Genomic DNA, 14,013 nt, shown 5'->3' with positions numbered 1-14,013 from the left:
GATAACCCCACACGTCGAATCTACGAACTGTGAAGAACGATGGATATTGCTGATATCGCCACCAGAGAGTTTGTCGAGGTTGACGCCAGCAAGCGCCTGGGGAAAGTCCGGTCTATCTTCGAACGCGAGAATCCCAAGGGCATCATCGTCACGGAAGACGGTGACTACGCTGGCGTTATCACGCAGAAACAGCTGGTCCAGTCCCATGTCGAGGACAACGCGAAAGCGGGGGCGATGACGCGCTCGGCACCGAAAGTCGAGCGCACCGATGACGTGCGCGAAGTCGCGCGCGTCCTCGTCGAGGGTGGTGTCAAGCTCGCGCCGGTGTTCGAGGCGGGCGAGCTCTGGGGTATCGTCACCGAGGACGATATCCTCGATGCGGTTCTCGACAATCTCGACGCGCTGCGCGTCGAGGACATCTACACGCGGGATGTCATCACGGTGTCGGAAGACACCAACGTCGGACAAGTCGTCAATCTCCTCCGGAAACACGGCATCTCCCGGCTTCCGGTACTCGGTGACGACGACGGCCTGACCGGGATGGTCACGCGCCACGATATCGTCGACGTCGTCGTCCGAGACATGAACAAAACGACGCGGGGCGACCGCTCTGGCGAGATTGAGCGCGTGCTCGATATGCCCGTCTACGACGTGATGAGCAGCCCGGTGGAGACGGCGAAACTTGGCGACTCTGTCGAGGACGCCGTTGCGCGGATGCTCGAAAACGACTTCGCCGGACTCGTCGTCACGCCGGAAGACGACGACACCCACGTCGCCGGCATCCTCACGAAAACCGACGTGCTCCGCGCGCTGACCTACACCGAGGAGGAACACATGGACGTCCAGATTACGAACATCAAACTGCTGGATACCATCTCCCGTGCGGATATCCGGTCCGACATCGAGGCAGTCGCGGACAAGTACGGAGCGATGCAGGTCCAGCACGCCCACGTCCGGTTCCACGAGCACAAGGAGAAGCTCCGTGGCACGCCGCTCATCCAGTGCCAGATCCGGCTCCGGACCAACAAGGGCCAGGCGGCCGGCTCCGGTGAGGGCTACGGGGCCGAGACCGCGTTCAACGTCGCGCTCGATAAGCTAGAGCGTAACGTTCTCGAACTGAAAGGCGTCCAGGCCGACGAGGAGTACCGCGGCCAACTCCTCCGCAAACTCGGCGAACTATAACCGGATAGTCGCTCTTTTCTACCGCTCGGCGACCTGTACGAGTTGCTTGCCAATGTTCTCACCCTCGAACAGCCCGAGGAACGCGTCGGGCGCGTTCTCGATGCCTTCAGTGACGGTTTCTCGGTAGGAGATGTCGCCTGAGGCGACCCACTGACCGAGCTGCTTCGTCGCTTCCTCGAACCGCGGCTCGAAGTCGGAGACGAGGAGGCCCTCGACGGTCGCACGGGACTGGATGACCTGTGTCAGCTTGCGCGGCCCCATCGGAACGTCCTCGCTGTTGTACAGTGAAATCTGTCCGCAGACGGCGACGCGTGCATCGGTGTTGAGTCGGGTGAACACCGCGTCGGTGATCGGTCCGCCGACGTTGTCGAAGTAAGCGTCGACACCGTCCGGCGCGGCCTCGTCCAGCGCGGCCCGGTAGTCGTCGGTCGTCTTGTAGTTGATGCCCGCGTCGAAGCCGAGGTCATCTTCGAGGAACGAGACCTTCTCGTCGGAGCCGGCGAAGCCGACGACGCGTGCGCCCTGAAGCTTGGCGAGTTGTCCTGCCACGGAGCCGACGGCCCCGGCAGCTCCAGTGACGACGAAGGTGTCCCCGGCCGAGGGCTGTGCGACTTCACGCGTGCCGAAGTACGCTGTCAGGCCTGGCATCCCTAGAACGCCGAGTGCCGTCGAAATCGGTGCGAGTTCCGGATTGACCTCCGTAAGTACCGGTCCGGGTGCTGTGGCGTACTCCGCCCACTCTAGCTCACCGGTGACGACATCGCCTTCGTCGAAGCGTGCGCCATTAGATTCGACGACCTCACCGACGACGGCACCCTTGAGCGCATCGCCCACGTCCCACGGGTCCGCATACGATTCGCTGTCGCGCATCCGGTCGCGCATGTACGGATCGACGGAGAGGTACAGCGTCTTGATGAGCACCTCACCGGGCCCCGGCTCCGGGATTTCTTCCTCGGAAAGCTCGAACGTATCGTGGTCGGGGGTCCCTTCGGGGCGCTTCGCTAGCCGGTAAACGCGGTTTGTGTTCGACATCACCCCTCATACACTTGGCATCCGAAAGGGGGCTTCGAAAGGAGAAACAAACACCGGTTTTATAATTTATCTAATAATTATACACGGGTATTGTGCAGCTACGGGAGATGCACCGCTACCGAAGCGCGACGACAATGAAAACCGTGTTCGAACCGCAGCGGGCAACAGGAACCGAGGACGCCGGAGTTACTGGAAGCCGATCCGGCCGCCGGTTCCAGCCTGACGCTGCGGGCTGGAGCCGCCTCTGAACTCTTCTTCCATCTGCTCGTAGTAGTCGCGGATGTCGTCGGTGATGGTCGGACGCACGCTGTCCATCGCCTGCCGGAAGTGGCGCATCTCGACTTCCTCCGCGTCGTCGTCCTCGCGGAGCGCCTCGATGGCGGCCTCCCGTGCGATGGATTCGAGGTCCGAGCCGACGAACCCGTCGCTGACCTCGGCCAGTTCGCGCAGGCTCACATCGGGCGACAGCGGCGTGTCGTCCGTGTGGATCTTCAGGATCTGCTCGCGGCCCTCGATATCGGGCTCGCCGATCATCACCAGCCGGTCGAATCGACCCGAACGGATCAGCGCCGGGTCGATCATGTCCGGCCGGTTGGTCGCGCCGATGACCATCACGTCCTCCATCTCTTCGAGCCCGTCGAGTTCGGTCAGGAGCTGATTGACGACACGTTCGGAGACGTTCGACCCCATCTCGCCGCCCCGACCCGGTGCCAGCGAGTCGAGTTCGTCGAAGAAGATGATGGTCGGGGCGACCTGGCGGGCCTTCCGGAACGTCTGCCGGATGGCCTTCTCGCTCTCGCCGACCCACTTGCTCAGCAGCTGCGGGCCACGGACCGAGATGAAGTTCGCGTCGGTCTCGTTGGCGACGGCCTTCGCCATGAGCGTCTTCCCGGTGCCGGGCGGGCCGTAGAGCAACACCCCCGACGGCGGCGTCACGCCCATGCGCTCGAACTTCTCCGGGGAGTTCATCGGCCACTCGACGGCCTCCTGGACCTGTTCTTTGGGTCCGCTGAGGCCGCCGACGTTGTCCCAGGACATCTTCGGGAGTTCGACCAGCACCTCCCGCATCGCCGATGGACTCACCTCGTTGAGTGCACCCTTGAAGTCGTCCCGCTTGATTATCATCCGGTCGATGAGGCTCGGCGGGATGTCCTCTTCGTCGAGGTCGATTTCGGGGAGGTAGCGCCGGAGCGCCTTCATCGCGGCTTCCTTGGTCAGGCTCTCGATGTCGGCCCCGACGAAGCCGTGCGTGTCCGTCGCCAGCTTGGCGAGGTTCACGTCGTCGGACAGCGGCATCCCGCGGGTATGGATCTGGAGGATTTCCTCCCGACCGACCTCGTCCGGAACGCCGATCTCGATTTCGCGGTCGAAGCGGCCTGGACGACGGAGCGCCGGGTCCACGCTATCGACGCGGTTCGTCGCGGCGATGACAATGACCTGGCCCCGTGATTCGAGGCCGTCCATCATCGTCAGTAGTTGGGCGACGACGCGGCGCTCGACCTCGCCGGTCACGTCCTCGCGCTTGGGCGCGATGGAGTCCAGCTCGTCGATGAAGATGATCGAGGGCGATTCCTCGCTCGCGTCCTCGAAAATCTCGCGTAACTGCTGTTCGGACTCACCGTAGTATTTCGAGATGATCTCGGGGCCGGCAATAGAGAAGAAGCTAGCGGATGTCTCGTTGGCGACAGCCTTCGCAAGCAGCGTCTTCCCGGTGCCGGGTGGCCCGTGGAGCAACACCCCCTGTGGCGGCTCGATGCCGAGCTTCTTGAAGATCTGGGGGTGTTTCATCGGCAGCTCGACCATCTCTCGCACCCGCTGGATTTCGTTCTGAAGGCCGCCGATGTCCTCGTAGGTGATACCGCCGCCGGTCTTCTCGAAGCCGGAGATCGGTTCCTCGCGGAGTTCCACCTCGGTGTCCTCGGTGATGAGACAGACACCCTCGGGCTCGGTCTCGACGGCGATGAGCGGGATAGCCTGTCCAGGCGAGCGCATGAACGGGTGGTTCGTCGAGGACATCACCGGAACGATGTCGCGCTCGACGACCGGCCGCTTCAGTATCTGTCGTTTGACCATGCCGGCGGCGTCGGAGCCGAACTGGACGGACGCTTCCTCCGGCGGCGCGAGGACGAGCTTGTCGGCTTTCTCGGCCTCAGCCTTCCGGATGGTGACGCGCTCGCCGATGCCCACGTCGGCGTTCTGTCGCGTGAAGCCGTCGATGCGGACGGTGTCAGTGTTCCAGTCCTGCCGGTCGGCCCGCCACACCTTGGCCGCGGTCGTGTCGCTCCCTTCGATCTCGATGATGTCGCCGGGAGAGAGCTTGAGGTGCAACAACGTGTCGGGATCGAGTCTGGCGATACCGCGCCCCGAGTCGTTCGGGTACGCTTTCGCCACTTCCAATTGGACTTCGTTCATAGTAGAGCCTGCTTACAACGAACTCGGGTAGCCCCGGAGATATGCTTTATGCTACCGGCGGGCAAGACGCACGGCGACGGGTTTATATGACACCTAATAACACACCGCATATCAGGGGCTAATATCCTCCGGCCGGGGTGGCGGTAACACAGGCTGCCGCCATCGCCGCGTTTCATAAGGCTGGACGCGATAGCGCCGATATGGTATTTCTCGTTCCCTTCGACGGATCACCGCTCGCGGACGCCGCGCTCGACCGTGCCGTTTCCTACGCCGCGGCCCTCGACGAGGATGTCGTCGCCGTCGCGTTCATCCCGACCGGGGCCGACTACGCCGAGCGCCGCCGCCGCGTCGACCCGACCGAAGACTTCGCCGCCGAAACCGCCGCGGACGACCTCCGACGCAAGATCGAGGAGGCGACCGACGACTCCGAACTCCGCTACGACGACGTGAGCGCCCACTCCACCAGCGAACTGTCGACGACGATCAGACAGACCGCCCGCGATGTTGACGCCAGCGTCGTGTTCCTCGGCAGCGACGACACCGAAGACATCGTGGTCCCCATCGGCGAAGTCACGGACGGCGAGTCCTACGATATCCATATCGTCCGCCAGACCTGATCCGTCGGTCGTCGCGACGCCCGGATGGAACCGTAGTATGAGGGCTTTTACTCGCGGGGCGCGACGCCCCGTGTATGCGAACACTCGCTTTTGACGGCCGGATGGGTGCCGCCGGCGACATGCTGTTGGGGGCACTACTGGCCGCCGGGGCCGACCGCGAGGCCCTGTCGCCGGTCGAGGACGCGCTGGACATCGAGTACGCCGCTTCCGAGGTTGACCGCTGCGGGATTGCTGCAACACGCGTCGACGTACTGCTGACCGACGCTGCTAGCGACGCCGATGGATCTCACGACCACGCTCACGACGATCACTCGGGTTCTCACTCCCACGACCATGACGAGGGGCACGGCCACACCAAGGACGACGACGCACATTCCCACGCCCACGGCGACCATGACCACACCCACGCCGAGGGCCACGGGCCGAGCCGAACATACGCCGAGGTCGTCGAGCTCGTTGAAGGGATGGACCTCCCGAAGGCCGTCAGCGCGGACGCACTGGCGATCTTTGAGATACTCGGCGAGGCCGAGGCGTCGGTCCACGGGACGGACCTCGACGGCACGCACTTCCACGAGGTCGGGGCCGACGACGCCATCGCTGACATCGTCGGGGCCTGCCTCCTGCTGGACGACCTCGACGTCGACCGGGTCGTGACGACGCCGCTGTCGACCGGTGGCGGCACCGTCGAGATGAGCCACGGCACCTATCCGGTCCCGACCCCCGCAGTGGTCGAAATCGCGGAGCAAGCCGACTGGTCTCTGCAGGGCGGTCCCATCGACAGGGAACTGGTGACGCCGACCGGTGCGGCGATTCTCGCCCACATCGCGGAGGGGACCGAATCGCTGCCGTCGCTCGATGTCGAGGCGTCGGGCTACGGTGCTGGCGGCTGGGATCTCGACGACCGCCCTAACGTCCTGCGGGCGCTGGTCGGCGACGGCGCGGGGCAGCTCCGCCGCGACGAAATCACGGTCCTCGAAACGAACGTCGACGACGTTTCGCCGGAGGTGCTGGGCGACCTCCAGCGCACGCTCCCGGACGTCGGCGCTCGCGACGTATCGATAGTGCCGACGACGATGAAGAAGTCCCGGCCCGGCCACATCGTGAAGGTCATCTGTAAGCCGGAAGAGGCTGAGCGGGTCGCGCGCCGCCTCGCCGAAGCGACCGGCACACTCGGCGTGCGCGAGTCCGGGGCCGGCCACCGCTGGGTTGCCGACCGGGAGTACGAGACAGTTGTGCTCTCCGTTGACGGCGAACAGTTCGAGGTAACGGTCAAGATTGCAAGCGACACCGACGGCACGGTGTTCGACGTGAGCACGGAGTACGACGACGCCGCGGCGGTCGCGGACGCCACTGATCTCCCCGTTCGCGAAATCCAGCGGCGGGCCGAACGGATGGTCCGAGAGTAGCGCTATCCGGTGTCGGGTTCGCCCTCGTCGTCGGTCGGACTGTCCCTGTCGTGTTCCGCCAGCGCTTCCTCGACGGTGAGCGCACCGGTCGCGACTTGTCGGGCGAGATCCTCGCTGATCGCCCGGTTCGTCTCGCTTGCCTCCCGCGAGCGGTCCTTGATTTTCTGGAGTTCGCCGGCCGTGGGCTCGATGGTTCGGCTCTCGATTTCCTCGCCGTCGAGCCGGGCAATGTTGACCGCGGCCAGTACGTCACCCATCCCGCGCGCGCCGGAGCCGAGGTACGGCGTCGTCCCCGTTTCGTCGACCAGTTCTACCGGCACAGACTGGATCTCGTCGATGATGCGCGCGCCGACGAGTCGCGCGCCGTCGCCGATGCGAACGACCGGGTCGACAGCGTCCTCGACTTCCTCGCGGACGATTTCGGTGATTTCCGCCGCGGGCACCTGAAACGCCGCGACAACCATGTCGCCGTGGAGAATCGCGACGCCCGGTCGCTCACCGGGGTCGATACCGATGACGGTGCGACCGTCACCACCCCGGAGTGTCGAGATGACAGTTTCGACGGCTCGACGCGGCGCGTCCGGGTCCGCCTGCACGAGATCTACGCCATCGGGGATTTCGACCGATTCCCCGGCCGCGATGACCGCGACATCCGCCTCCTCGGGCCATTCGTCGCCCGGTTCGATAGTCGTGAACGCCACGCCACGGTCGCGTAGCTCGTTGACGACGCCGTGGTACACTTCGAAGTCCTCGGTAGCGACGACTATCACTGGCCGGCGCTTGGTCCGGTGTCTACTTACCGTTGTGGCCTCCGGCCCCGGAGAGTTTTGTCCGAGCGTGGACATTGTGGCGATATGCCGCCCTCCACCGTCGAGACCACCGCGGAGCCATCGGGGGACCGCTTTTCGCTCTCGTCATCGGTCTCTACGTCGCGCTGCTGGCGATAGCGCCGACTGTCTTCGCCGTCGCCCGTCTCGTCTCCGGGGACGCAGCCGTATTATACGGAACGGTGATCGCGATGGTCGCTGTCGCAACTGGGGTCGGCTGGTGGACGACTGAGCGGTTCGGGAGCCTCCCTCGTCGTCTTGGAGCGACACGGACTCGCTGGGTTCCGGGACTTGTCAGTCTGGGGTATGCCTTCACAGGCCTGCTCTCACTCGACTGGGCCGGTGTTGTCGGCGTACTCGCCATGTTCTCGGGGATGGGCGCGATGGCTCTCGGGAGCGTGTTAGGTGTGATGGCTCGTACGCGATACACCGACACCCACCTCGCGGATAGCGAGCGCCACTGTGTGTTCACCGCCGGCTGGCCCGAGGCGGCACGGAACCGCCTGTTGGCCCTGGTACTGCCGCTGTGGGCGGTCGGTGTCGCCGGGTTCGCCTCGGTGTACGTCACACCGGAGCTCTGGCCACTGACGTTCGCACAGATACTGTTTCCGGTAGGGATAGGGATATTCATGCAGACCCAGCCCAGAGAGTACGCCGTCACCGCCGAGGGGCTAGAACAGCGACTGCCCGTCGCCAGACGCCTGCTCCCGTGGGAGCGATATACGGGCTATACCCGCACTACGGACGCGCTGGTCGTCCACCGGTCATGGTGGTTCGATGATCGGTTCGCGCTCGACGACTTGGACGACCCCGACGTGGTTGCGGCCGCTCTGGCCCGCTATCTCTCGGCGGCGTAGGTGCGAGCGTTTTTATCCGAACCTGACTAACCCCCCGTCGTGAGCGAGTACGTCCCGACCGGGTGTGACGCAATCGACGATCTTCTGGGTGGTGGGCTGGAACGCGGCGCGGTCACGCAGGTGTACGGCCCGCCAGCGGCCGGGAAGACCAATTTCGCGCTGTCGGCAGTGATGGAAGTCGCCGCTGCCGGCGACGCGGCGCTGTACATCGACACCGAGGGCCTCTCGGCCGACCGCATGGAACAAGTCGCCAGCGGCCGTGCACGCGGGACCGCCCAGACCGTGGACGACCTCGCCGGCCGGCTCATCATCACCGAGGCACTTGACTACGATGAGCAGGCCGAGGCCGTTCAGGACGCCGCCGAGTTCGCCGCCGAGGTCGAACTCATCGTCCTCGACAGTGCAACCGGGTTCTACCGGCTCCGCCGGGACGACGAGGACGGCGGCGAGACGCTGCGGGACGTGGCCCGCCAGATAACCCACCTGCTCTCGCTGGCCCGCAAACACGACATCGCCGTCCTATACACGAATCAGGTGTTTACCGACCCGGACAGCGACCGCTCGACGGCGCTTGGCGGCCACACCCTGAACCACTGGTCGGGCGCTATCGTCCGGTTGGACCGGTTCCGCGGCGGCAACCGGCGCGCGACCTTGGAGAAACACCGCGCCAAACCGGCCGGTGATACGGCCCAGTTCCGCATCACCGACTCGGGCCTTGTGGGCGACGACACGCCCGAAACGCCGCAGTAAGATTTTGGTTGAGAGGGTCCGCTGTTGGGCGCGCGCCGTCGCGGCGACGGCCGCGTCGCAAGCGCGAGGGACGAGTCGCACAGGCGAGCGAAACGAGCCGAGCAACGCAGTCGGCTGGGGAGGCGAGTGGTTGTCGCGGTTTTGTGCTGCTATGGTTCGCAGTTGATGCATACCGCGCAAGCGGAGCGAGCGCGGTTTCACCGAGCACGGCGTGCCGTGCTCGGCCTTTTTCATGAACGTTTTTCGAGGCGCGGTTCGCGCGTAGCGCGAACCCAACGAGGAAAAAGGTTCAGTAGATGAGGTCGTCGTCGTTCTCGACCATGTACAACGTCCGCGCGGCGATGTTGACAGCGTGGTCCCCAACGCGCTCGATGTCACGAATCGTCAGCAGGAGCCGCGACACGTCGGCCATCAGTTGCTCGATCTCGGCTTCACTGGAGTCGGCGTCGATCTCGCGCTCGATGAGGTCGCGCACGACCGTCTCGGAGGCCGCCTCACACCGTTCGTCGACCTCGTCGTCGATGTCAGCGATGGTATAGCACTGGTCGGCATCCTGATCGCTGTAGGCTTCCATGGCGTTTTCGACCATCTCGATGGTGACGTCGGCGACATCCTGAATGTCGACCTCGGGGAACACGTCGCGTTCAGCAGTGAGCGAGTACTCGCCGAGGTTCGTTGCGAGGTCACCGATCCGTTCGAGGTCGGTGATGATCTTGAACGACGCGGCGATAAAGCGGAGGTCGGACGCGACCGGCTGTTGCAGCGCCAGCAGGTCGATACAGTCCTGTTCGAGGTCGAGATACAGCTGATTGATCTCGTGGTCACCCTCGATGACTTCCCGAGCCATCTCCTCGTCTTTTTGTTCGAGTGCGTCCAGACCGAGCCGGAGCCGCTCGAGGACGATCTCTGACATATAAAGGACATCCTCGCGGAGCGAGTTCAGTCCCTCCTGATAGGAATCGCGTGGCATAGTCCGGAATGTGCTGGTGGCATGCATCAGCCTTTCCCTTCTCCCAATATCTCCCGATACCGTCCGGGATGACCGTGGCAACGGGCGTGCTATGCAGGGACAGGCATGCTCGACAGCGAGAACCGACTACTGTGACACTGCCTCGGCGTCGTCACGGGGATGAACGTCCAGCGTCGTCGCGTCGCCGAGTACCGTTCCGCCCTCGACGCGCTCGACGCGCAACACCACGTCCTGTGGCGTTGCACAGCCACAGCTCACGAATTCGTCCCACTCCTCGCCGACGGCCACCGGCCCGCCGCGGGCGCGTCGGAGGTACTGTCGATAGGTGTCCCCGCGGAGTTCGTCGGCGATCCACTCGGTATCGATGCCGGACCACGGGTCTCCATCGGCGGTGCTGGGGGCAAATGAGAGCACGATACGGTCCGCAACGGGAGACATACACTAGCTGAGGCGGGAGATGGGTTTAGTCCCTTGGGAGCGACTCCCTCAGCGCGGCTACAATTTGTCGTTGACCGCTTTCAGGCAGTCGGCGTCGACGAACACTACGACGTGATCGCCGGGTTCGATGACGGTGTCACCGCGGGGAATGACCAGTTCGCCGCCGCGGCTGATAGCCCCGATGACCACGCCAGTCGGCAGTTCCTGTACAGACTCTTGAATCGGCCGCCCAGCGAGGACGCTGTCGGCGGATACCTCGATTTCCAGCACCTCGGCGCGGTCGGATTCGATGATAGCCACCTTCGTCGCGTCGTATTCCCGGGTGAACCGCGTGATCTCTTCGGCGGTCGTCTCTCGGGGATTGACAGCCACGTCGACGCCGACGGCTTCGAACAGGTCGACGTACTCGCCGGAGTTGACGACGGCAACGGTTCGCTCCGCACCAAGTCGCTTGGCCAGCAGCGTCACTAGGAGGTTCTTTTCGTCGCTGTCGAGCGTCGCAACCACGGCATCGGCGTCTGAGACGTGTTCGCGTTCGAGGAATTCGCTATCCGTTGCATCACTCTCCAGCACGGTGGTTCCCTGCAGGTCCTCCGCGAGTTCGCGCGCCCTGTCGTGGTCTTGTTCGATGAGCCGTGGCTTGATGCCACGATCCTGGAGCAGTCGTGCAGTGTGATACCCGACATCACTTCCCCCGACGATGAGGACGTTCTGGGTCGCCTCTGACTCCGGCGCGATTTCGGTCGCGAACTGGCGAACGCTCTCACGACTTCCGATGACGACGATGTCGTCGCCTGCTTTGATTACCGTCTCCCCGCGCGGGATGATAACCTCGTCGTCGCGCAATACGGCGGCGAAGGTCAGGGATTCGTAGCGGTCAGCCTCCGCGACGGTTTGGTCCGCGATTGGACTGGACTCGCGAACTCCAAACTCCCCCATCTGGACCTGCCCGTCGACGAACGTTTCCACGTCACGCGCGCCGGGAAGCCCGATGACGCGGGCGATGTTCTCCGCAGTGAGCAGGTTCGTCGCGACCATGTGGTCCACGCCGAAAGCGCCCCCGGACTTCTCCCACGTCCGGAGGAATTTCGCGCTTTTGACGCGGGAAATGGTGAACGGGTCAGCTGCCGTTACCGCCGTCCCACAGGTGACGATGTTCGTCTCGTCATCGTCGGTACTGGCGATGAGAACGTCGGCTTTCTCGATACCGGCCTCCGAGAGGGTGTCGAGTTCCGCACCATCCCCTTCGACACCGAGCACATCGGCTTCGTACATCAGGCTCTCCACACGATCAGGATCAATATCTACGACGGCAACCTCGTGGCTTTCTGCGAGGCTCTCAGCGATATTCGAGCCGACCTCGCCCGCGCCGACGATTACGATATACACGACTGTGCCTCCGCCTGATACATATGCACCAGCTTTCCACCGATGGGTGAAGTGTATTTTCATCCGGCCGGCGAGCCACCGTTCCCGGAACGGACGAGCTATCACCACCGGCCGTGTACGAGATCCGATGTATCGATCAAGACGTAGCCTACGGCCTGCTTACGACTCATCCCGAAGCGGCACATTCAACCAAGGACAGAGGGCTGACCGACGTTGGAACCGTTCGACCGCATCAAACGACTCTTTCGTCTCTTCAATCGCCTTTCGCATATTTGCGTAGTCGGTCATACACGCTGTCTCTGTCTCCCCACCGTTTGATTATATGCTTCTTTACGCCCGCTGCCTCCCCGGTAGACGCGTACTTCTACTGGTCAGTTCAGGGGACCGCTCTCAAAAGCTGTGCCACAGTATATCCACAGGTCTCTGATCGAGGCCCTGTCTAACACGCAGCAACCGTCTGGCTGAACGTTCACTATAGTAGCAGGTGACTACTTTCCCATCGCTGGTCAGTGAATGTCTCACTTCTGAACATGCGGACGGGCTCAATGACTGATTGTGAACGGAGACGTGGACGCAAATATGAGGACGAGAACGTGAATCGCAACGAGTCCGAAAAGCAGTACGGTTCTGGCTGCCGGTGGACTCAGGATTGCGGCTGCGCCTATCGCCACCGTCAGAATAGGCACGATGATCTCGGCTCGAATACCATCGCTTGACTGTTTCTCTGTTGTGCGGGCCGCTTCGAACTGGTCTCTGATAGCATCGAATCTGGGACCCTGACGGACTCGTTTTCGGTTTTGCTCGTATTCTACCAGCCCGACAGCGTCAAGCTTTGGCAGGTGTGTCTGACAGAGTGAAATGTACACACTGTCGTAAAGCTCGTCACTATCGGCCTCTGCATCGGCGACGGCGCGCGCCACCTGTTTTCCCAGCGCACTAACAGATAGCGCTCCCTCGTGTTCAGCAAGGCAGTGCAAGCAGGCGCGACGGCGCTCGTTACCGAGAATATCGAATATCGTCGCGTCAACAAGGCCGGGCTGATCTGGAGGCTCAGTCGTTTTTCCGGCATCACGGACGGCGTCAAGTCCCGCTGTCAGTCGCATCTGTTTCTTACCTCCCAGATGTCGCGCTGTGTGCACACATCTGTACGTAGCTCAGCTCTCCGTATCGAAACCGGCCCGTAGACGGTCAGCAAGCGACTGTGGTGCCGACAGTGAGAGTCGATGACTCACCGCCAGCGCTACGAACACTACGCTCACGACGAGTGCGACTGCGACGCCCGGCACTGTGATCCCGCTAAGTGCGAGTCCACCGACCGTAATCAGTGTCGCACACGCAGTCCCGAGATACCGACTTGACCATCGCTTGTCGGCCGACGCGCGAGCATCTATCCGATCATGCTCGGTGATGGGCTGGGTCGACGGCGTCGACTCCGCAGCCGACGTCGACAGAAGTGATGGTTCCTCGTCGAGATATTTGTGGAAGGAGTTCGCGAGTGCGGTCGCTTCGACGAGTCCCCGGTCCTGGTTGTAGTTGATGACGCCCGCATCGTCCATCTTTGGGAGATGAGACTGGTACAGCGCGATGTAGACGCGCTGGCGCTGTTTCGAGCGGAGCGAGTCGACCGTCGTGTCGTGTTCCAGCGCTGCGATGTGTTCTGCGATGTCGCTCATATCGGCCGGCTCACCACCGGGGTGTTCGTGGAGGTATTTGAGGACCAGACGGCGGCGACGACACTGGAGGACGTGGAAAAGGTCGTCGCGGGTGAGCTCGTCGTCCGATGTGGACTCCGCAGATGACGATTCCTCCGTCGCGGACTCCTCGGCCTCAGTTGTCGTGGGTTCGGAAGTCGTTTCAGCTATGGACATGTGCCCTCTGCTTTTTCAGCAATCGACATATACCGGGTCGACTGTTCCGCCGATTGCGACTGTTTCACCGATTTAACGGGTCGATAATGGCCGACTTACCAGGGACCAGCGCACGATAAAACAGCGTTCTGAAGGCTATAAACCTATTTTCCGGGGGTTTCGGGTTAAGAGCTCCGTTCCACCGCTGTTTCACACAGCATACTAAATTGTTTCACCACTACAGCGGCAAATAAGATCTACAAATGGGCATACGGGCAGTTGCGGT

Annotated in this window: 14 protein-coding genes; 5 read left to right on the top strand and 9 right to left on the bottom strand. The window is 63.0% G+C overall.

Annotated features, from left to right (window positions below; genetic code table 11):
* Positions 1-39: 39 nt before the first annotated feature.
* Complete coding sequence (locus tag C444_RS06040) at positions 40-1,182, top strand: CBS domain-containing protein (RefSeq protein WP_004591601.1); 1,143 nt, start codon at positions 40-42, stop codon at positions 1,180-1,182.
* An 18-nt stretch (positions 1,183-1,200) separates the two neighbouring features.
* Here C444_RS06040 and C444_RS06035 read toward each other — a convergent pair whose 3' ends face one another.
* Both C444_RS06035 and C444_RS06030 read right to left on the bottom strand, forming a co-directional pair.
* Entirely contained in the window at positions 1,201-2,214 is a 1,014-nt protein-coding gene (locus C444_RS06035; RefSeq protein ID WP_004591600.1) for an NADP-dependent oxidoreductase, read from the bottom strand.
* 186 nt (positions 2,215-2,400) lie between these two features.
* Positions 2,401-4,626 carry a CDC48 family AAA ATPase gene (locus C444_RS06030; protein WP_004591599.1) on the bottom strand — a complete coding sequence of 742 codons (2,226 nt, stop codon included), beginning with the start codon at positions 4,624-4,626 and terminating at the stop codon, positions 2,401-2,403.
* A 200-nt stretch (positions 4,627-4,826) separates the two neighbouring features.
* Between C444_RS06030 and C444_RS06025 the strand changes: the two genes are divergently transcribed.
* The gene (locus tag C444_RS06025) at positions 4,827-5,243 is read left to right on the top strand and encodes a universal stress protein (RefSeq protein ID WP_004591598.1); all 417 of its coding nucleotides are present in this window, start codon (positions 4,827-4,829) and stop codon (positions 5,241-5,243) included.
* Positions 5,244-5,317: 74 nt separating this feature from the next.
* Entirely contained in the window at positions 5,318-6,649 is a 1,332-nt protein-coding gene (larC, locus tag C444_RS06020) for a nickel pincer cofactor biosynthesis protein LarC (RefSeq protein WP_049909176.1), read from the top strand.
* 2 nt (positions 6,650-6,651) lie between these two features.
* Here the strand turns inward: larC and C444_RS06015 are convergent, their stop codons facing one another.
* Positions 6,652-7,419: a hypothetical protein gene (locus tag C444_RS06015; protein WP_004591596.1), complete on the bottom strand. Its 768-nt coding sequence runs from the start codon at positions 7,417-7,419 to the stop codon at positions 6,652-6,654.
* A 74-nt stretch (positions 7,420-7,493) separates the two neighbouring features.
* On the opposite strand from C444_RS06015, the gene C444_RS06010 reads away from it, so the two are divergent.
* Entirely contained in the window at positions 7,494-8,333 is an 840-nt protein-coding gene (locus C444_RS06010; protein WP_004591595.1) for a hypothetical protein, read from the top strand.
* A gap of 39 nt (positions 8,334-8,372) precedes the next feature.
* The gene (gene radB / locus C444_RS06005) at positions 8,373-9,083 is read left to right on the top strand and encodes a DNA repair and recombination protein RadB (RefSeq protein ID WP_004591594.1); all 711 of its coding nucleotides are present in this window, start codon (positions 8,373-8,375) and stop codon (positions 9,081-9,083) included.
* Between the two features lie 289 nt (positions 9,084-9,372).
* On the opposite strand, the gene phoU is transcribed toward radB, so the two are convergent.
* From phoU to C444_RS05980, 6 genes are all read right to left on the bottom strand, one after another.
* Positions 9,373-10,053 (bottom strand): phosphate signaling complex protein PhoU, encoded by a 681-nt coding sequence (phoU, locus tag C444_RS06000; protein ID WP_004591593.1) that lies wholly within the window; start codon positions 10,051-10,053, stop codon positions 9,373-9,375.
* 126 nt (positions 10,054-10,179) lie between these two features.
* Positions 10,180-10,491 carry a hypothetical protein gene (locus tag C444_RS05995; protein WP_004591592.1) on the bottom strand — a complete coding sequence of 104 codons (312 nt, stop codon included), beginning with the start codon at positions 10,489-10,491 and terminating at the stop codon, positions 10,180-10,182.
* A gap of 57 nt (positions 10,492-10,548) precedes the next feature.
* Positions 10,549-11,880: a Trk system potassium transporter TrkA gene (gene trkA / locus C444_RS05990; RefSeq protein ID WP_004591591.1), complete on the bottom strand. Its 1,332-nt coding sequence runs from the start codon at positions 11,878-11,880 to the stop codon at positions 10,549-10,551.
* Positions 11,881-12,039: 159 nt separating this feature from the next.
* Positions 12,040-12,168 (bottom strand): hypothetical protein, encoded by a 129-nt coding sequence (locus C444_RS22915; RefSeq protein WP_275039446.1) that lies wholly within the window; start codon positions 12,166-12,168, stop codon positions 12,040-12,042.
* A 254-nt stretch (positions 12,169-12,422) separates the two neighbouring features.
* Positions 12,423-12,983 (bottom strand): DUF7344 domain-containing protein, encoded by a 561-nt coding sequence (locus C444_RS05985; protein ID WP_004591590.1) that lies wholly within the window; start codon positions 12,981-12,983, stop codon positions 12,423-12,425.
* A gap of 51 nt (positions 12,984-13,034) precedes the next feature.
* The gene (locus C444_RS05980; protein WP_004591589.1) at positions 13,035-13,748 is read right to left on the bottom strand and encodes a DUF7344 domain-containing protein; all 714 of its coding nucleotides are present in this window, start codon (positions 13,746-13,748) and stop codon (positions 13,035-13,037) included.
* Positions 13,749-14,013 lie beyond the last annotated feature (265 nt).

The sequence above is a fragment of the Haloarcula japonica DSM 6131 genome, from assembly GCF_000336635.1.
GTDB classification, from domain to species: Archaea; Halobacteriota; Halobacteria; order Halobacteriales; family Haloarculaceae; genus Haloarcula; species Haloarcula japonica.
This window is presented reverse-complemented; position numbering and strand designations above follow the sequence as displayed.

Coding starts and splice junctions, on each gene's coding strand:
- C444_RS06030 (WP_004591599.1), bottom strand. CDS start 4,626: ATGAACGAAGTCCAATTGGAAGTGGCGAAAGCGTACCCGAACGACTCG.
- C444_RS06025 (WP_004591598.1), top strand. CDS start 4,827: ATGGTATTTCTCGTTCCCTTCGACGGATCACCGCTCGCGGACGCCGCG.
- C444_RS05985 (WP_004591590.1), bottom strand. CDS start 12,983: ATGCGACTGACAGCGGGACTTGACGCCGTCCGTGATGCCGGAAAAACG.
- C444_RS06040 (WP_004591601.1), top strand. CDS start 40: ATGGATATTGCTGATATCGCCACCAGAGAGTTTGTCGAGGTTGACGCC.
- C444_RS05995 (WP_004591592.1), bottom strand. CDS start 10,491: ATGTCTCCCGTTGCGGACCGTATCGTGCTCTCATTTGCCCCCAGCACC.
- C444_RS22915 (WP_275039446.1), bottom strand. CDS start 12,168: ATGACCGACTACGCAAATATGCGAAAGGCGATTGAAGAGACGAAAGAG.
- C444_RS05980 (WP_004591589.1), bottom strand. CDS start 13,748: ATGTCCATAGCTGAAACGACTTCCGAACCCACGACAACTGAGGCCGAG.
- larC (WP_049909176.1), top strand. CDS start 5,318: ATGCGAACACTCGCTTTTGACGGCCGGATGGGTGCCGCCGGCGACATG.
- C444_RS06035 (WP_004591600.1), bottom strand. CDS start 2,214: ATGTCGAACACAAACCGCGTTTACCGGCTAGCGAAGCGCCCCGAAGGG.
- phoU (WP_004591593.1), bottom strand. CDS start 10,053: ATGCCACGCGATTCCTATCAGGAGGGACTGAACTCGCTCCGCGAGGAT.